Origin of the sequence: uncultured Virgibacillus sp. (assembly GCF_947495635.1) — a bacterium.
In the GTDB taxonomy this organism is placed as follows: Bacteria; Bacillota; Bacilli; order Bacillales; family Amphibacillaceae; genus Virgibacillus; species Virgibacillus salarius.
Genome location: NZ_CANMAB010000036.1, coordinates 17,540 through 34,721, shown reverse-complemented (window position 1 = coordinate 34,721; position 17,182 = coordinate 17,540). Strand labels below are relative to the sequence as shown.

Genomic DNA, 17,182 nt, shown 5'->3' with positions numbered 1-17,182 from the left:
AGTGGGCAGCCGGAGTGGTGGTCAAGCAGTAGCTATTATTCCATAATAGCTACTAGAGGAAGCGTAAATCGGAGCATGTAGTGATAAGGACTGAGCGAATTTTGCTCCGTTTTTCTTATGCGTGTGCTAGATATAGAGCAAAAGTAGCTGCACCTATTAGAAACCTACTGCTTCTAGAGGCAGGGTATTTTGTTTGATTTTTTCCGCATATAACTGGCAGTAAGCCCCCAATTTCAAGCAATAAAGAGAACCAAGTGAGGGATAAACAAAACACCCACTAATTGAAGTTTTACTTTATTCGTCTAAGCTAATCATTTCCCCCGTTACTGCATCTACTACATAGCTACATTCAATTTTACCGCATAACATATACCTACCTTTTTGATAGACGTAGACAGGTGAGATCTCAAGGTAGCTACGGAGCTTTTCGGATGCTTCTCCCTTTGAAATAACAGGCATTTCTGCTTCTTTAAAATCACGAAAGACATCGAGCAATTGACGATTGTCCATATAATTAAGAGGCTTTAATGTTTTTGAATCCATAATAACCTTTATCTTAGGACCGATGATACGAAAATCTTTCTTTACTGGATGCAAGATTGCAAATAGGTAGTTGTGTTCCTGTTGAATGGTAGTTAGTTTCCATTGGCCATTGTCATCTGGTAACTCTTGCTGTAGTAGACGACTCACTTCTGTAATAATTCTAGTTTGTTCATCTTTGGAAATAGATCTTTTTCTATCAATCTCTTTATTATTGCTCAATGCCTCAGACTCGGAAATTTCTGGTGACAGATCGATTTTTTCTAGAGATATGGTAGAAGCGGAACTAGTATGGCTCCATGTGATAGGTTCAACGCTATTACAATAAATGATGGATTTTTCCACTTGATCATAGGAAATCGTCTTTCCTCCATTATTGGTAAGGAAGAACATAGATGTCCCGTATACGGAAATCCATTTTTGTTCATTCTCCACTGGAATTTCCATCAACTTGCAATGATCTAGAGCAATGGGTTCAACGATTTCCGACGTTAAAGCAAAGGGTTCCCACTGAACTTGATCCTCTGTAGGAAAGCTCCCATGGATAGAAAAGAGTGTAAGTTGTCCTTGCTCATTAAAGGTTATATCGATGTTCCCACCTGGATAGACGGGAATATTGTCTACAGCAGATCGGAAATGCATTTCATTTTTTGATTCCTCGACTAATTGAAACTGTCTACCATATTCTAGACCCGTCATTTCCTCAACCCATTCAATGATTTGTTCACTGGTTTGGTGAATGACAGTTAACGCCTCTGCATGAGCATAAGATATATCATTAACAAAGATTATTTTTTTGATTCGTTCACTATGAAGGTCTACATCAACAACGGCTGTTCCTGGAGGATTTAAGCCTTCTTCTGTTTCCGCTGCTTCATTAGGAAACCATTCCATGGTTAACTCATAGGATACGCCTTCATTAGGATTTTCTTCTTTAACAAAGCTGTGTCTTTTTAAATAATATTTATCTAGTCCCAATTCATCTGCTGTAACGTCAATCAATTTTTGTACTCGCTTATGCATATAGATACCCTCACTTTATTTCAGTTTGACATTAAATAGATAGTTCCTTTTATCTCGTTTATAACTGGCAGGAAGCCCCTACTTTATAACTTTGCCTATAGTATATCATTCCTTTAGGAACGAATTCACATATTACAAAATGATATAATGAGCAAAAATCAAAAAATCGAATTTTCCACTTTACATTAACGTAACGTCAAGGTTTATAGTGAAGTTGAGGAGGAAGGAATATGCAAATAAAAGAAGTCGCAAAGCAATTAAATACTACTCCGAGAGCAATTCGCTTTTATGAGGAGAAGGGATTAATTAAGCCTGCAAAGTTAGACAACAATGAGTATCGCAGCTTTTCTGAAGAAGATATTGCCCGATTAAGTACGATATTAGCTCTTCGAGAAATCGGATTTAGCGTTAGTGAGATATCCCACGTTCTAAACGAAGAACAGCGAAGCATTTCGCAGTATCTAAACATACAACGATCTGCTCTCTATGAAAAATGGCTCGAAATGAAGGATATGATTCATACGATCGATCAAATGCTAGATCGTACATCGGATGATTATGATAATATGCAAGCAATCTATCAATTAGCGACTCATTTAAAAAATTTAAAGGAAATTCGTCGAAATTGGCAAGACAAATGGAATTTTGATAGTCAAGCTAAGGATTATGATTCTAGTATCAAGATGCATGGCTATCGCTTTAATGTACATCAGGACTATGATAAGGCGTTAACAAAAGTAGTTGAAACCATCCAGCTAGAAGCTGGCAATACGTGCCTAGATATTGGAATTGGTACAGGAAATCTCGGTGCAAAGTTTTTACCCAAAGGAATAAACGTCATTGGCATTGATCAGTCCGAAAACATGTTACATGTTTGTAAACAAAAGCACCCAGCCATAGAAATACGTAAAGGACACTTTTTAGCCTTGCCGTTGATGGATCAGCAAGTAGATGGGATTGTTTCCAGCTATGCACTACATCATATTACTGACGAAGAAAAAATACTAGCATTACAGGAAATGGATCGAGTATTAAAAGCAGGTGGGCAAATTTGTATAGCTGATTTAATGTTTATTAATGAACGACAACGTAAGCAAGTTATGAAATATTTTCAGGATGCGGGCAATAAAGAGGCAATTTACGCCATAAAAGATGAATATTATGCGGATCGCTCTATCCTAATAGAATGGTTAAAAGAACATAACTATGATGTAAAAGCATATCCGTTTAATGATATTTTAAGCATGATTTATGCCCAAAAGACAGCTTGTGGTGATAAAGCATGAATAATACGCCAGCAGTTAGATTGGATTTCTTTCAAGATAAATATCTCGCTGATTTAACTTACTACCATTTATCAACAGATCAATTAATGTATACCGCACATCCTAAGGAAGCATTGGCTAAAGAAGCTTTCGAAGCAAGAAGACATGGGATTGTCATTCTGTTTCAACACCATGTTGCAGGTTTTTTTGTACTAGAGGATGGAAAAAGTCTTAAAATGTATAGTGATAACCAACAGGCATTACTGCTTTGCTCGTATTCCATTGCGTACAAGATGCAAGGGAGAGGAATTGCAAAACAATCACTTCTACAGTTACCTGCTTTTCTAAATTGCCACTTTCCGAAAAAAAATGAGGTTGTCCTTGGAGTAAACCATCAAAATATGATAGCACAACACGTTTATCAACAATGTGGATTTGTAGATAGTGGGAAAAGGATTATTGGGAAAAAAGGAGAACAATATGTACTACAATTAAACGTAATGGAAGCTATCCACTAATAACAGACAGCTTCCATTACGTTATTCTTGCACATAGTTTTTTAATCCATCGGTAACTGCTTCGGCTACGTTCGTTTCAAATGATTCACTTTGAATCTTGGCTAGATCATTTGGGTTTGTAATAAAACCAAGCTCCAGTAAAATAGATGGCGCATGATTTGTTCGTAGGACACGGTAGTTTTTCTGGAGTATCCCACGGTCTTTCATATCAATAGAAGCTGTTAGTGATGTATGCACATTTTCTGCTAATCGAAGATCATTTTTCTTAGAATAATAGAAGGTATTTAAGCCACTAACAGAAGAATCAGGAAATGCATTATAATGAATGCTAATAAATGCGTTGGTCTTGTTAGAATGACTTAATTCAACTCTTCGATCTAATGATATATACGTATCCTTTGATCTCGTAGTCAGTACCGTTGCCCCAGCTTCACGTAGCTTATCAGCAATTTTCTGAGCGGTCGTAAATGTTATATTTTTTTCGTATACATTCTTCAAGCCCATTGCCCCTGAATCTTTCCCGCCATGTCCTGGATCTAGCATGATATGATAACCATCAAGCGGTTTTGTCGCTGATGTTATACTTGATGTTTGCTGGTCTGGTGCTTTGATTGTGTGGGCGGATACACTCGCGCTTGTAGCTTCTTGAGCTGGGGTATCCGTATGCCAGGAAGCTATCCAACCGTTTTGTCCATTATTTACTTCTATTTGATGCCATTCACCCTTGGTTTCTATTAGTCTATAGCTTTTTCCAGCTGGTAATGTTCCAATACTAGAATAGCTAGAGCCAGGACCTGAGCGAATATGCGTGTTCTTTGTTACTACTTTTATTTTTTCTTCTTCTGTTTCTTTCGCTTCACTTACTTGTCCAATATTATGCAAATAATGCCCTGCTACCCATGCCTCCTTTCCATCATAAAATGTTTTAATCCATCCATATTTTTCCTCGAAGGCGACTAATTGATCACCAGCTTGTAGCTTACCGATGATTTCTGCTTGGTCTGATGGTTCACTTCTAACATTTAGCAATGTTTCTCCTACTTCAAAAAGCTCTCGAGTATCTGCTTGACTTTCATTAGGAAAAAAAAGCATAGATACAAAGATAACGACAAAGCTACTAACAATATAATAGATAAACCGCATAGCAATCTCCTCTTAATAGTAATTTAATGTAATAACAGTATGTACAAGGAGATAACTAATTAAACTATGTTTCTGAAAAATAAACTATGAAGTACTAGATTGCTAGATGGGTAGCAGGAATTAACACAAAAAATACCTCTATCCAGCATATAACTGGCAGTAGGACCCCCACCTCAAGCAATAAGGTGGAACCAATATAGATAAGTGGGGTATCGACTGCCAGTAAATGTCCGATTGGTTCAATGGTCTTTAGGTCATACCCTTGTGGTACTAACCATCAGTGGGGGGATAAACAAAACCCTGATAGGAGTTTCACTTTATCTAAAATAATCAACTGTCAAGATACTAATCTTATCTTTGTATTTGTTTTAGGGTTTGTTATAATGGTGTTTTACTATTACATGTGGAAGAGAGGGCTTCTATGAAAAAGTCTTCGGGAGATCGTAACGTTCATTATTAAACTTTTTAAGGAATTTGGAAAAAATGAGGGGATATCGTTGTTTTATTTTTGGTTACAAACTGCATATACACCTTTTCCAGTTACGGATATACTGATACCAGTGATGGTAGCTATCATGGCAACCATTGTTATGTCGATTGTTTATAAAAATAAGCCAAAAATTGATCGTGGTAGAGTGATTATCTATTTTCAGCTTAGTTACCGAAGAAAGTTAATTCGTAGCCTTTGGACGTTTCCTATTCATATAGCAATTATTTTACTGGCCATCTATATTACTCATATGCGGCCGACTGTCGAAATTCTAGTTTTTATCGCTTTTCTAACTGGCAACTGTTTGCAAATTGGCTATAACTATTGCATGTATAAAAAGACAGAGGCTTAACCTACAGTAAAAAAACAACAGCTAACAAAAGCCGTTGTCATAAGTGTTACATAACTTTATCCCGCATATGGCAGTAAGCCCCCACCTCAAGTAATAAAGTGAAATGGGGGTTTTTGTCTTACTCTCTTTCTGATAGCAGACAGCTGTCGTTTATTAATGTATACCAATTCAATCTATGTGAATGAGCGTTGAAGCAGCAGTCAGTGCAACTTGATCATTAACAATGTCTCCAGGTCGTCTTGCTTGGCCAATCACGTAATCTTTTAGTGTCATTCCATAAAATTCACAGATATAATTGAATTGCTGAATAAGCGGTAGTCCCTTTACTCGTGGATGATCACCGCCAACAATTATTAGATAAACATTTTTCTCTTTTAATGCGACACGAAAATGTGAATAGCTGTCGTCTCTTAAAATTTGTGACCAACGATCAATAAAGGTTTTCATTGGACCAGACATCCCATACCAGTAAATTGGTGTAGAGAAAACAAGCGTATCGTGCTCTAACAGTTGATCGATTAACTGTGTATGATCATCCTCAACTACTGGAAATCCTTCTGGTGCATGACGTTTATCAATAATTGGTTGAATATCATGATCGCGTAAATAAATATGGGTTCCTTTCTCTTTAGGAACTGCTTGATACGTTAAATATTCCGTATTTCCATTAACTCGAGTGGAACCATGAAATACAGCAATTTTCATGTATTATCCTCCCTATGAAAGATTTTTCAGGATGAATGAAGCCGTATTTAGCAAAAGACTGTAGTGTTTTTACCATCTTAACAGGCATAATCCTATGGATACCTTGGACGGTAAGGAATCCTAAAAACTCATGAAATTTTCCTTTTCTTAAATTGTATTCTTCAGCAGGTATTTTAGAAGTGAGAGAAGAATCTTATTTATAGATAAAATAAATGATTTAGCTAAAGGAGCTATTCCAAAGATGATATATAGAAAGAAAACATACAAATTGAAAAAGGGCAACGTTGAAGCTTTTAATAACTTCTTTCATGAATATTTGCTTCCGAATCAGCTTACCTATGGGGCAAACCTTGTTGGCAGATGGGTAAATCAATCAAACGATGAAATAACAGCTATGTGGGCATATAATAATATGGAGGAATATGAGCGTATCGAAGCGAACATTAGAGCAAGTGACTTACATAAAATGGGACAGAAAAAAAGAAAAGAATTGGGGGATATCATTATAGATAGTCGTCAGGAATTCTTAACTTCTACAGGAAACGATCAATATCCTAAGCATATAGTTTCTGTTAGTGGTTATATAACGAATGATCAGGGGGAAGTTCTACTAGTACGTAATATGGATCGTGCAGATACCATGGAGATACCAGGAGGACAAGTGGAAGAAGAGGAGTCATTATTAGAAGCAGTACATCGAGAAATTAAGGAAGAAACAGGAGCTATCGTCCAGATGGATGGTATAACTGGAATTTATCAGAATGTTACCAAGGGAATCATAAATATTGTATTTAGAGGAAAATACATATCTGGTGACTTACGCACGCAAGAAGAGGAAACAACAGAAGTGTGCTTTAGAAAATTAACAGCTACGAATACATCTCAATATATTACACGAGAGCATTTTTTAGATAGGGTATTAGATGCAATGCATCCAACCTACATCCCATATGAAGCATTCGAAATAAGACCGCATCACATACTTCATCAGCTGAGACCTAGTATAAAGCAAGAACAGTAATAAAGAATGTAGGTGAGCCACAGTTGAAGATTCCAAGCAAGATACGTATCATTGGTTCTGTAGGTAGTGGGAAGACGACGTTAGCTAAGTTGCTGGCGAAACAGCTTCGTATAACCTACTATGAATTGGACAATGTCGTGTGGTATAGAAGGAAGACAGGGGATATAAAAAGAACAATCGAAGAACGTACGAAGATACTTTCAAGCATATGTCAACAATCTGCTTGGATTATTAAAGGTGTTCATCGTGATAATTGGGTAATTCCTAGTATTAAACACGCAGATCTTATTATCATATTGGATACGAATAAACATGTTCGGTCGTTTCGAATTTGTAAAAGATTCCTAAGGCAGAAGTTAGGCATCGAACCTGCCAACTATCAACCTACACTTTCTATATTTATCAGTATGTTGCAGTGGAATAGACAATTTGAGCAGAAAAAACAGGATATTTGCAATATGTTGAGCAGCTATAACGATAAACAGGTCATTATAACTAATAAACAGGCATTAAAAACCTATTTGAGTACTTTAAGGGTGAATCACGAATGAAAAAAATAATCGTTTTCATCGTATTACTGATCGTTTCCATATATACATTATTTTTAACCTCTTGGACTGGTTCCTACCTGATGCTTGAGCCTAATTGGCAAGATAAGACGATATTTACACCTGAGGATATATCAGACCCAAGAGATATATACTTTATCGATCAATGGCTATATGCGTTTACCATTCAGCCTATTACTAGCACGATATTTATAATAGCTAGTATTGTAGTGGTTAGTATGATTATATTTCACTTTAGAAAACGAAGGAAAAAGAAGAAGCAGGATGAGGTTTAACATGAAGGATTGAAAAGAGGCAGCGGATTGCTTTGTTTGGTGATTTACTATCTGCTGCTAGCAAGCCCCCCGCTGATTGAAGTTTTTACTTTGGTAGGCTGTAAACGAATCGAGAAACTGATTAACGTAGTAATAAAAAGCTGGAATTAAAGGAAGGAGCGGAGGAAAAATGTGATCTTCCCGCTCCTTTAAATGATCATAGGTTTAAGCGCGTATCCATTTCCATATTTCTGCAGGTGTAGCATTTTTACCATACATTAATATACCAACTTTAAATATCTTTCCAGCTAGTTTCATAAAGAACCAGACGCTGATGATTAGAATCGTCAATGAAATGGCAATTTCCATCCATGGCCATTCTTCTAAACTAGTTAATCGTAGTAAGAGAACCCCTGGAGAAGTAAAGGGAATATAAGAACCAATCTGAGCCATGAATCCATTTGGATCACTTAAGACCGGACCAATGAAAATGAATGGCAGAAATGGAAGCATCATGACCATTCCCTGAAAATTACCGGCAGTAGAAACGTCTGCCATCGTAGCTCCAACACCTACAAAAATAGAGGCGAAGAGAAGGTAGCCTAAGATGGCAATAGCGATATAAAAGGCTAGTTCAGGTACTAATAAATACTGCAAAATGGATATATCTACACGCCAAGCAATGATAGGCAACACAAGTGTAATGGAAACCACAGCCTGAATGAGACCTAGAACGAAATAGCCAATAATCTTTCCTTGCATAAGGTCTGCTGGTGTTAATGATGAAAGAATAATCTCTGCAATCTTATCTTTCTTTTCCTGTGACGCACTTTGGAATATCGCCATACCTGTAAATACAATGGATAGCATGATAAATCCAGCGAACGCACCTGGTACAATTCGTTTCAGCGGGTCAGCTCCAGCTTCTTCTTCATTTACAGTTTCTTGCGCTTCTTTAGATGCAATCGCTTCAACAGAAACTCCACGTGAAAGGGTCGCAAGTTCTTCCTCAGTTAAACCAAGCTGCTTCATCTGCATCGTTTGTAATGGACCTGCCACAATTTGTGCCTGGTTGATAAAGTAAGGGGGTATTTCTTCAGAAGTGTAGGCTCGAATAACACCCTCTTCTAGTGAACGTTGATCAATAAATAAGTAAGCAGTATCATCTGTATCTTCTAATTCTTTGTTTACTTCTTCTTCGCTTAAATCCGATTGCTTTAACTCCCAAGGGAGATCATTTGTTTTAACCGTATCCTCGATGGCAGAAAATAATTGAAGCTGATCATTTATAAAAACGGTTGTCAGCTCTTGTGTTTCCTCTGTATCAGACCCTCCAAAGGTATTTCCGAGTAGCATAAAACCAATTATGAGAACTGGTGTTAGAAACATGCCAATAATAAATGTCTTGTTTTTTAGATTTCGTTTGATCTCCCATTTGGCTACCTTCATGGTATTACGCATGCTCCACACCTTCTTCCTGTAATAGATTTTTGTCTGTTGCAATATCAATAAAAATTTCATGGAGCGATATGCGATTCAGCGTAAGTTCCTGAATGTTAATATGGTTCGGAAGCTGTCTTAGCCATGTTGTGGGCTGCACGTCCTTACTAAGGTAAATGATACTGCGGTCATCTTCCTGTTCGACGCGTTGTACATTAGGAAGTTGTGCTAAATCTTGTTTGTTATTTTTGCCGTGTATCGTACATTTAAAGTTAGCATATTCCATTTTTACATCTGTCATTTCACCATAAATAACTTTTTGTCCGCGATGAATCATAAATAATCGATCTGCCATTTCCTCAACAAGATTCATTTGATGTGAGGATAATAATATGGCGGTACCATTCTGAGCGAGATTCCTAATTTCCTGCTTAAATAGCTCCTGACTGACAGGGTCAAGACCAGAAAACGGTTCATCTAAAATCAATAATTCTGGCTCATGAATAATGGAGGCAATAAATTGCACTTTTTGCCCCATCCCTTTGGATAACTCTTCCACATTAACCTTCTCTTTACCCTCTAGATCAAACTTTTTAAGGTAATCGAGTGCCCGTTGTTTCGCCTTATCTAGTGGATAGTCTTTTAATTCGGCTAAATATAGTAAAATATCCATTACCTTAACATTTTTATAGAGACCGCGCTCTTCTGGTAAATAACCAATTTTATGTCTTGGAATAGTAGCTCCTTTACTATGATGAAATGTAATGGATCCCTCATCTGGATACATGATTCCCATGATGTTACGAATGGTTGTTGATTTTCCTGCTCCATTAGGACCAAGAATAGCCATTATTTCCCCTTGTTTTACTTCAAAAGAAATATTGGAAATAATCTGCTTCCCTTTAAAGGATTTCCCTAAGCTTTTGACAGTAAGCATTGTGTTCAAGTCGACATCGTCCTTTCATTATTCAACTAATAATGTAATTATTTCTTCTAAATCTAAGCGTGCTTGAGAAGAGCTTTTTATATGTTGATTATGGAAATATGCCTCTGTATCATCTGGGTTATTCGAAATGATTTGGTTATTGGTTCGCAGTAATTCTCCAGGTATCCTTTCTTCAGGTAACGTATCGGATAACCAGTAGCGTTTAAACATATTATTTAATGCCTCTTTTTCATATGTTCCAACCCATTCTCCTCTTTTTAATACGCATAAGTAATCAGCAAGTTTCATAATATCTGAAGATTGATGGCTGGTCATAACGATTGCTCGATCTCCTCGTTCCATCCATGCTACGATCATATCCAGAAATACTTGCTTTGCAGGGATATCCATAAATGTTGTTGGCTCATCAAGCAGCAATAAAGGTGTGTTTTTCGGTAAGGTTAACGCAAGACATAACTTCTGTTGTGAGCCAGGAGATAAGTGAATAAACTTTTTATCTAGGGAAATATCGAAACGTTTCACCATTTCTTCAAATAAGTGTTCATCCCAATTTGGATAGTAAGGGGCAATAAATTTCTTAAGTGTTCTACCTGAGAAAGCATTCCAGCCAATTATTGGCTGTGGTTGGTAGCTTACGGTTGTCTTCCAACCCTCATCTGGACCATGGACAAATTTATTTAACACTTTAATGTTTCCTTTATCAGGCTTTACTAGATTCATAATTAACTTTAATATGGTGCTTTTTCCTGATCCGTTATTACCAACTAATGCTGTTATTGTTCCGGGTTCCAGCGTTAAATTTATAGGTCCAAGATGGAATGAATCTAAGCCTTTTTCTAGGTTGGAAATTTCCATTATTCCATTCAACTGTTATCATCCTTTCTAGTATGTGATTCCATCACTTCAGTAAAGATCTCCTTTATTTGATCTATCGTATAGTCATAGCTAAGTGCTGTATCAACTGCATTTTCAATCGTTTGATACACCTCTGAAACCTTAACCTGCTGCTTCAGTGCGTCTTCAATTTCAGCTACAAAGGTTCCTTTCCCTTGGGATGTACGAATAAACCCTTGGTATTCTAAGTTTTGATAGGCTCTTCGAATGGTGATAACACTTGTCTCCAGATCTTTGGATAGTGAGCGAATAGATGGTAAGGGAGCCCCTTCCGGTAACTGTCCACCTGCAATTAATGCCTTCAGTTGATTTTCGATTTGATGATATATTGGTTCACGAGATGACTTGGAAAGACGTATTGGCAATTCCACTTTAATTACTCCTTTCCAATTTTATATATAATCCAGTTTATTCATTATCTTTTTCATATAAATTTGATGAGCTTGGAGAGCAGCGCCAGCCAATCCGATAGACAGTATGGATGCAAGAAAAGGCCATTTTTTGGCAATAACGATAGACCAATATACGAAGCCATGATCAGTAAAAAAATAGATACCTAGAAAAGCAATGAACATCAAAAATAACACCATGATAGCAATAATAATGGTACCAATCGTTGTTGCAGCAAAGCCTCTTTCTCCTGCATCATTCATTGGAAATAACGTTCCAACATAAACAGCTGTCGACAACCAAATGACGGAGAAAGCAATATATGCGCTGATAGATAGCATTTCGTTTATAGGGGATACATAATAAAACAGTATCAAAAAGATAACTTGCCAAGGTAGTGAATAACAAAAATAAATTATAAATCTACTCTTAATAAGCACATCCTGCTTAATAGGTAATTGGAGTTGCATGATTAAGGTAGGTGACACTAAAACATCTAAAGCCTGCTTTTGACTTTGAAACACCTTTGGTTTTGCCCAAAATCCTCCCATGAAAAAAAGGAAAATGAAGAAGAAATCATATCCCATAAAGTCATTATCTATGTAAGATTCTAGAGATGTGGCAAGAAAGGATAAGATAAACATTAAAAAGATAAAATAAAAGAAAAAGCCTTTTATCGAATGAGTTAATTCTAGTTTTGCTACTTGGTAAGCTTGCTTCCATTCCTTCATAGTAAACCCTCCTTACACTGTTATGCTGTGTATGTGTTTATATACAGTATATAGGATTAAGGTAGGGTGTCAAGAATAAATTTCCATCCTACATGAAATGGTAATAAAGTTATGAACTAAATGTGAAATAGTGAGCAAAGTGATTTAAATTTAAATGAATCATGGTAAACTATAGGTGTAGTAAGAAATACACAAGTTTTTGTGAAATAGTGAGCATTTGAAAAGGAGATGAAAGTAATGATCATGAATTTTATTCGCAATCATAAAGTGGCAGCAGGAATATTGGCAATCATACGTATTTATATTGGCTATGAATGGCTAACTGCCGGATATGGAAAAATAACTGGCGGTGGATTTGATGCTAGTGGGTTTTTACAAGGTGCAATAGCAAGTGCAGGTGGTGAACACCCTGCAGTTCAAGGTTGGTGGGCTGTATTTCTAGAAAAAGTTGCACTTCCAAATGCAGAACTATTCACATTTCTTGTGATGTGGGGAGAATTATTAGTAGGTATTGCATTGATATTAGGAATTTTCACCAACTTCGCTGCTTTAATGGGAATAACAATGAATTTTGCCTTCTTATTTAGCGGAACAGTCAGCACAAATGCGCAAATGGTATTACTAACGACATTCTTACTTGTAGCTGGTTATAACGCTGGCAGATATGGATTGGATCGCTGGGTTATCCCATTTTTAAAAAATCATAAACCGACTGGCAAAAAAACAAACATGAAAGTGGCATAGTATTTAACCGATTTGATAGTTAAGCTTCTGAGCAAATAGATGTTAGATATGAAGTGGTTAATAATATAAAAAATGACAATCGTAAGTGAGCTGTCTTTAAAGGGCAGCTCACCTTTATGTTTGTCCAGGAAATAATAAAATGTGCCCCTAACACGATTATAACCACCCTTCTTCGTGTTATAATTGCGAGTCTCGTATATGTTCTTAATTATGGTATATATTGGTGTAATTGTCAGCGTCCTTATGGTGGGAGTGAGATAGATAACTTAGCTATACACGATTTTATTGCTGGAACATACGTCATTTAAAAGTAATAAAGGGGGCTATTATTAGTAGTTACCTATCGTTTTCATCAATTTACGCTACTCTGATGTTTAAGGAGTCTAACAAAAGTGAATGATGATACTAAACATCCTCGAAGGGAGCGTAATGGTATGAAAAGGTCGTATGCTATACTAATTTTCGGATTGGTATTACTACTTCTAGCAGCGTGTAATCCAAATAATGAGGAGCAGCAAGGTAACGTTGATAAAAATAATGAACAAGATCAACAAAATGAAGATAGTCCAACTGTAGGGAATCCAGATAATGCAACTGCAGAGGAAGAGGTTCTCGTTTCATTAAAAGATAAAGATGATCATGTTGTTGCAACAGCGACACTAAAGCAAGTTAAATCGGGTGTTCATATAAAACTTAACGGAGAAAACTTACCACCTGGAACACATGGCTTTCATATTCATGAAACAGGATCCTGTCAACCGCCAGATTTTAAGTCGGCAGGGGGACATTTTAATCCTGGTCAAACTAAGCATGGAAAGAAGCACCCAGAAGGTCCTCATGCAGGCGATCTACCGAATATTGAAGTTGGGGAAGATGGTACCGTAAACACAGAAACAACAGCCGAATTGGTTACGCTGAAAAAAGGGAAAGATAATTCGCTTTATAAAGAGGGAGGAACAGCTTTAGTAATCCATGCTGGTGCAGATGATTATATATCTCAGCCATCAGGAGATGCAGGAGACCGTATAGCCTGTGGTGTAATAGCTGAATAGATCCAATGTGCCCGAGCGAGATAGCTCGGGCATTTTTCATGGCACAAGCAATCATTCATATTCTTTCAGCGTTCTTTGATATAATAAGGTTATCTAAAATTTACCATGCTGTAGGTGAGTATATGGAATCCATTTTTCTTTTTTCCTTCATTATATTAGTTGCTTCTATATTGCAAACGAGTACCGGATTTGGCTTTTCTATTATTGCTACACCTCTTTTGTTATTAATCTTTGAACCTAGAGAAGCAATCCAAATAAACTTAGTTATTTCATTAATTATCTCATGTGCACTAATCTATAAAATTAGACACGATGTAGATTTAGGTATTGTAAAAAGATTTGGATGGGGAAGTGTGTTTGGTTTACCTGTTGGTACAGTAATTTTTCTGCTAATTGATGTGGAGGTCTTGACGCTTATAATTAGTGTAACTATATTACTCTTAACCATATTATTAATGATGCGATTTCGTCTGAAACAAACAAATCATCGTGATTATATAGCTGGCGGATTTTCCGGAGCGTTTACAACAAGTATTGGTATGCCAGGCCCCCCCATTTTATTATATTTTTCGAGTACGAATACATCGAAGGAGACGCTGCGGGCAACAACGCTAGCATTTTACCTGTTTATTTACATGATTAGCTTAATTATACAGGTTGTTGCTGCTGGAACGTCAAAGCAAATTTGGATAGCAAGTGCGTGGTCACTTCCGCTCGTGGTAATAGGGCTAATTACTGGTCAAATTCTTTTTAAAAGGATTAATCAAGTATTATTCCAAAAGTTAACATATGGGCTATTGTTGTTTACAGGAATATATTTATTAATCGAACAATTATAAATCGTTGTGAGTGTTAACTAGTCAACAAGAAGTTATCATATAATTAAAACGTTCCGTTACAAAGACGAGCCATGCATCTTCGATAATTACATAGGTTCTTTGAAAAAGTGTTCTTCTTTTTTAAGGAGTTTCGCATATTTTCAGGTGGTAAATTATTTATTCTAAAAAGATTATCTCGCATATAACTGGCAGTAAGCTCCCACCTCCAGTAATAAAGAGAACCCAATATGGATAAGCGTGGTCGACTGCCAGTAAATGTCCGATTTGTTTAAATGCCTTTTGGTCATACCCTTGTGGTACTACCAATCCATGAAGAATAACAAAACCCCCCACGGCTTAAGTTTCACTTTATGGCTTTTAAAACGACGACTATCGTCGAACTCTCTGACGACTGTAATTTCTCCAATACCGGGAAGCGGAATAAGCACTTGAAATTCGAGACGATCTTTTGAAAGTTCAACTCAAAAGCTGTTACTTCTTTTAATTACGTCATACATTTTGCATAATCTTTTCCTGCTCGTATCTAATATCGTTGATTAAATTGAATGACACTTAGATATCAGCGAATAGTAATTTACCTCTAATAATTCGTGCTATGCTTTCGTTGAAAGTCCGCTATACACTGGTATTCATCTTCAAATAAATTTGATAAGCGAATAAAAATTGGCAGTAGCTCCCGATAAATATCGCTTGAATTTTTTTCTGGATAATGTGTATGCGTGCTGCCAATCATATCGGAAATACGTTGCAGGTCTTCAACTTCACCAAGGGCATACATTCCAAGAATCACAGCACCTAAACATGAGCTTTCATAACTTTTAGGCACGATAACTGGTTTATCAAAGACATCTGCCAATACCTGCCGCCACATCTCAGAACGAGCAAATCCACCTGTTGCTTGGATCCTTAATGGTTCTCCAATATGTTCCTGTAATGCTAGTAATACACTGTATAGATTGTAAATAACGCCCTCTAGTACTGCTCGTATCATATGTTGCTTTTGATGATGGATACTAAGCCCATAGAAAGAACCACGGGCATTAGCATTCCATAATGGGGCACGTTCACCAGTCATATATGGATGGAAGAGCAATCCGTCCGCACCTGGATTTACTTTAGAGGCGATCTCAGTGAGCATGTCGTACGGATCAATACCTAGGCGTTTTGCTGTTTCGACCTCAGCATCAGCCAATTCCTCTCGGAGCCATCGTAGTATCATGCCTCCATTATTAACAGCTCCCCCAATGATCCAATGCTTCTCTGTTAATGCATAGCAAAAGGTCCTACCCTTTACATCGGTATGTGGTTTATTTGTAACTGTCCGTATGGCACCACTTGTACCAATTGTAACTGCAATAACACCTTGCTCCATTGCATCCACTCCGAGGTTAGAAAGAACGCCATCACTTGCGCCAATGACAAATTTCGTTGTTTGTTTAATTCCCATAAAATGACTCAGTTCATCGGATATGCCAGTGAATACTTCAGTGGTAGGAACCAGTTTAGAGAGTTGACTTGTTGATACCCCTGCTACACGTAATGCTTCTTCATCCCAATCCAACCTATTTAAATGCAATAAACCCGTTGCGGAAGCTATCGAATAATCAATAGCATAGGTTTTAAATAACCGAAAAAATACATATTCTTTAATGGAAATAAATTTTTTGGTCTGTCTAAATATCTCTGGCTTTTCTTCCCTCAACCACACTAATTTAGACAATGGAGACATTGGGTGAATAGGTGTCCCCGTGCGTAAATATAAAGCATGTCCATTATTTTCCTTTATTTGATCCGCGTACTTTGTACTTCGTGTATCTGCCCATGTAATGCTATTGGTTAAAAGTTGATCCGATTTATCCACAGCAATGAGACTATGCATTGCTGAGCTGAAGGAAATAAATGATACATCCATCGGTGAAATGTTGCTTTTTCGAATTGTTTCGCGAATACTACGGATCACTGCATCAAATATTTCCAATGGATTCTGTTCGGCAATCAATGGAGTTGGGGTGTGTAGCGGATAATGGATCGTATGATTTGAGGTAATTCTTCCATCTTTTGTAAAGAGTACCGCCTTTGTACTTGTTGTGCCTATGTCGACACCAAGGTAGTATGTAGTCATTTATATCCCTACTTTCAGTACATAACGAAGATACAATTGTATCCTCCTTGTATAATCATATTGTTTTTTTCATTGTATCAATAAAAGACAGAACTATACTAGTTGTACTGGTGATTAACGGTATATAAACATCTCCAACTGAAT

At 36.9% G+C, this 17,182-nt stretch carries 19 protein-coding genes; 9 read left to right on the top strand and 10 right to left on the bottom strand.

The features are described 5' to 3' along the window. Nucleotides 1-294: 294 nt before the first annotated feature. Entirely contained in the window at nucleotides 295-1,563 is a 1,269-nt protein-coding gene (locus Q1A47_RS09980) for a hypothetical protein (RefSeq protein WP_166530636.1), read from the bottom strand. Between the two features lie 230 nt (nucleotides 1,564-1,793). Here Q1A47_RS09980 and Q1A47_RS09975 point away from each other — a divergent pair, with 230 nt between their 5' ends. After that, nucleotides 1,794-2,849, top strand: a complete 1,056-nt coding sequence (locus Q1A47_RS09975) for a MerR family transcriptional regulator (RefSeq protein ID WP_026682977.1) — start codon at nucleotides 1,794-1,796, stop codon at nucleotides 2,847-2,849. After that, complete coding sequence (locus Q1A47_RS09970) at nucleotides 2,846-3,346, top strand: GNAT family N-acetyltransferase (RefSeq protein ID WP_166530635.1); 501 nt, start codon at nucleotides 2,846-2,848, stop codon at nucleotides 3,344-3,346. Before Q1A47_RS09975 ends, Q1A47_RS09970 begins: the two co-directional genes overlap by 4 nt. 21 nt (nucleotides 3,347-3,367) lie before the next feature. Here the strand turns inward: Q1A47_RS09970 and Q1A47_RS09965 are convergent, their stop codons facing one another. Beyond that, nucleotides 3,368-4,489 (bottom strand): N-acetylmuramoyl-L-alanine amidase, encoded by a 1,122-nt coding sequence (locus tag Q1A47_RS09965; protein WP_026682976.1) that lies wholly within the window; start codon nucleotides 4,487-4,489, stop codon nucleotides 3,368-3,370. Nucleotides 4,490-4,986: 497 nt separating this feature from the next. On the opposite strand from Q1A47_RS09965, the gene Q1A47_RS09960 reads away from it, so the two are divergent. Beyond that, the gene (locus Q1A47_RS09960; RefSeq protein ID WP_026682975.1) at nucleotides 4,987-5,331 is read left to right on the top strand and encodes a hypothetical protein; all 345 of its coding nucleotides are present in this window, start codon (nucleotides 4,987-4,989) and stop codon (nucleotides 5,329-5,331) included. A gap of 168 nt (nucleotides 5,332-5,499) precedes the next feature. Here the strand turns inward: Q1A47_RS09960 and Q1A47_RS09955 are convergent, their stop codons facing one another. Further along, a complete protein-coding gene (locus tag Q1A47_RS09955) occupies nucleotides 5,500-6,036 on the bottom strand; it encodes a flavodoxin family protein (RefSeq protein ID WP_026682974.1) in 537 nt (178 codons plus the stop codon). 241 nt (nucleotides 6,037-6,277) lie between these two features. On the opposite strand from Q1A47_RS09955, the gene Q1A47_RS09950 reads away from it, so the two are divergent. Genes Q1A47_RS09950 through Q1A47_RS09940 form a run of 3 tightly spaced genes read left to right on the top strand, consistent with a single transcriptional unit; the run spans nucleotide 6,278 to nucleotide 7,901 of the window. Next, nucleotides 6,278-7,057 carry an NUDIX domain-containing protein gene (locus Q1A47_RS09950; RefSeq protein ID WP_026682973.1) on the top strand — a complete coding sequence of 260 codons (780 nt, stop codon included), beginning with the start codon at nucleotides 6,278-6,280 and terminating at the stop codon, nucleotides 7,055-7,057. A 23-nt stretch (nucleotides 7,058-7,080) separates the two neighbouring features. Next, a complete protein-coding gene (locus Q1A47_RS09945) occupies nucleotides 7,081-7,608 on the top strand; it encodes a shikimate kinase (protein WP_166530634.1) in 528 nt (175 codons plus the stop codon). Further along, nucleotides 7,605-7,901 carry a DUF4306 domain-containing protein gene (locus Q1A47_RS09940; protein ID WP_026682972.1) on the top strand — a complete coding sequence of 99 codons (297 nt, stop codon included), beginning with the start codon at nucleotides 7,605-7,607 and terminating at the stop codon, nucleotides 7,899-7,901. The genes Q1A47_RS09945 and Q1A47_RS09940 overlap by 4 nt, the downstream gene beginning before the upstream one ends. A 204-nt stretch (nucleotides 7,902-8,105) precedes the next feature. On the opposite strand, the gene Q1A47_RS09935 is transcribed toward Q1A47_RS09940, so the two are convergent. The 5 genes from Q1A47_RS09935 to Q1A47_RS09915 are packed head-to-tail and all read right to left on the bottom strand — an operon-like array spanning nucleotide 8,106 to nucleotide 12,281. Continuing rightward, the gene (locus tag Q1A47_RS09935) at nucleotides 8,106-9,341 is read right to left on the bottom strand and encodes an ABC transporter permease (protein ID WP_166530633.1); all 1,236 of its coding nucleotides are present in this window, start codon (nucleotides 9,339-9,341) and stop codon (nucleotides 8,106-8,108) included. Beyond that, nucleotides 9,334-10,266, bottom strand: coding sequence for an ABC transporter ATP-binding protein (locus Q1A47_RS09930; protein ID WP_166530632.1), 933 nt, complete (start codon nucleotides 10,264-10,266; stop codon nucleotides 9,334-9,336). Before Q1A47_RS09930 ends, Q1A47_RS09935 begins: the two co-directional genes overlap by 8 nt. 18 nt (nucleotides 10,267-10,284) lie before the next feature. Continuing rightward, nucleotides 10,285-11,133 (bottom strand): ABC transporter ATP-binding protein, encoded by an 849-nt coding sequence (locus Q1A47_RS09925; protein WP_026682969.1) that lies wholly within the window; start codon nucleotides 11,131-11,133, stop codon nucleotides 10,285-10,287. Further along, a complete protein-coding gene (locus tag Q1A47_RS09920) occupies nucleotides 11,130-11,531 on the bottom strand; it encodes a GntR family transcriptional regulator (RefSeq protein WP_026682968.1) in 402 nt (133 codons plus the stop codon). The genes Q1A47_RS09925 and Q1A47_RS09920 overlap by 4 nt, the downstream gene beginning before the upstream one ends. A 21-nt stretch (nucleotides 11,532-11,552) precedes the next feature. Further along, nucleotides 11,553-12,281: a hypothetical protein gene (locus tag Q1A47_RS09915; RefSeq protein ID WP_166530631.1), complete on the bottom strand. Its 729-nt coding sequence runs from the start codon at nucleotides 12,279-12,281 to the stop codon at nucleotides 11,553-11,555. A gap of 237 nt (nucleotides 12,282-12,518) precedes the next feature. Here Q1A47_RS09915 and Q1A47_RS09910 point away from each other — a divergent pair, with 237 nt between their 5' ends. The 3 genes from Q1A47_RS09910 (at nucleotide 12,519) to Q1A47_RS09900 (ending at nucleotide 14,916) form a co-directional block, all read left to right on the top strand. Continuing rightward, nucleotides 12,519-13,025 carry a DoxX family protein gene (locus tag Q1A47_RS09910; RefSeq protein ID WP_166530630.1) on the top strand — a complete coding sequence of 169 codons (507 nt, stop codon included), beginning with the start codon at nucleotides 12,519-12,521 and terminating at the stop codon, nucleotides 13,023-13,025. A gap of 434 nt (nucleotides 13,026-13,459) precedes the next feature. Next, nucleotides 13,460-14,077: a superoxide dismutase family protein gene (locus Q1A47_RS09905; protein ID WP_026682965.1), complete on the top strand. Its 618-nt coding sequence runs from the start codon at nucleotides 13,460-13,462 to the stop codon at nucleotides 14,075-14,077. A gap of 122 nt (nucleotides 14,078-14,199) precedes the next feature. Continuing rightward, nucleotides 14,200-14,916, top strand: a complete 717-nt coding sequence (locus Q1A47_RS09900) for a sulfite exporter TauE/SafE family protein (protein WP_166530638.1) — start codon at nucleotides 14,200-14,202, stop codon at nucleotides 14,914-14,916. 156 nt (nucleotides 14,917-15,072) lie between these two features. Here the strand turns inward: Q1A47_RS09900 and Q1A47_RS09895 are convergent, their stop codons facing one another. Both Q1A47_RS09895 and gntK read right to left on the bottom strand, forming a co-directional pair. Next, nucleotides 15,073-15,222: a hypothetical protein gene (locus tag Q1A47_RS09895; RefSeq protein WP_299632036.1), complete on the bottom strand. Its 150-nt coding sequence runs from the start codon at nucleotides 15,220-15,222 to the stop codon at nucleotides 15,073-15,075. Nucleotides 15,223-15,496: 274 nt separating this feature from the next. Next, nucleotides 15,497-17,038, bottom strand: a complete 1,542-nt coding sequence (gene gntK / locus Q1A47_RS09890) for a gluconokinase (protein ID WP_166530629.1) — start codon at nucleotides 17,036-17,038, stop codon at nucleotides 15,497-15,499. Nucleotides 17,039-17,182: the final 144 nt, after the last annotated feature.

Excerpts from the sequence above, each read along its gene's own strand:
- Q1A47_RS09980 (WP_166530636.1), bottom strand. The coding sequence starts at position 1,563 with ATGCATAAGCGAGTACAAAAATTGATTGACGTTACAGCAGATGAATTG.
- Q1A47_RS09975 (WP_026682977.1), top strand. The coding sequence starts at position 1,794 with ATGCAAATAAAAGAAGTCGCAAAGCAATTAAATACTACTCCGAGAGCA.
- Q1A47_RS09970 (WP_166530635.1), top strand. The coding sequence starts at position 2,846 with ATGAATAATACGCCAGCAGTTAGATTGGATTTCTTTCAAGATAAATAT.
- Q1A47_RS09965 (WP_026682976.1), bottom strand. The coding sequence starts at position 4,489 with ATGCGGTTTATCTATTATATTGTTAGTAGCTTTGTCGTTATCTTTGTA.
- Q1A47_RS09955 (WP_026682974.1), bottom strand. The coding sequence starts at position 6,036 with ATGAAAATTGCTGTATTTCATGGTTCCACTCGAGTTAATGGAAATACG.
- Q1A47_RS09950 (WP_026682973.1), top strand. The coding sequence starts at position 6,278 with ATGATATATAGAAAGAAAACATACAAATTGAAAAAGGGCAACGTTGAA.
- Q1A47_RS09940 (WP_026682972.1), top strand. The coding sequence starts at position 7,605 with ATGAAAAAAATAATCGTTTTCATCGTATTACTGATCGTTTCCATATAT.
- Q1A47_RS09935 (WP_166530633.1), bottom strand. The coding sequence starts at position 9,341 with ATGCGTAATACCATGAAGGTAGCCAAATGGGAGATCAAACGAAATCTA.
- Q1A47_RS09915 (WP_166530631.1), bottom strand. The coding sequence starts at position 12,281 with ATGAAGGAATGGAAGCAAGCTTACCAAGTAGCAAAACTAGAATTAACT.
- Q1A47_RS09910 (WP_166530630.1), top strand. The coding sequence starts at position 12,519 with ATGATCATGAATTTTATTCGCAATCATAAAGTGGCAGCAGGAATATTG.
- Q1A47_RS09905 (WP_026682965.1), top strand. The coding sequence starts at position 13,460 with ATGAAAAGGTCGTATGCTATACTAATTTTCGGATTGGTATTACTACTT.
- Q1A47_RS09900 (WP_166530638.1), top strand. The coding sequence starts at position 14,200 with ATGGAATCCATTTTTCTTTTTTCCTTCATTATATTAGTTGCTTCTATA.
- gntK (WP_166530629.1), bottom strand. The coding sequence starts at position 17,038 with ATGACTACATACTACCTTGGTGTCGACATAGGCACAACAAGTACAAAG.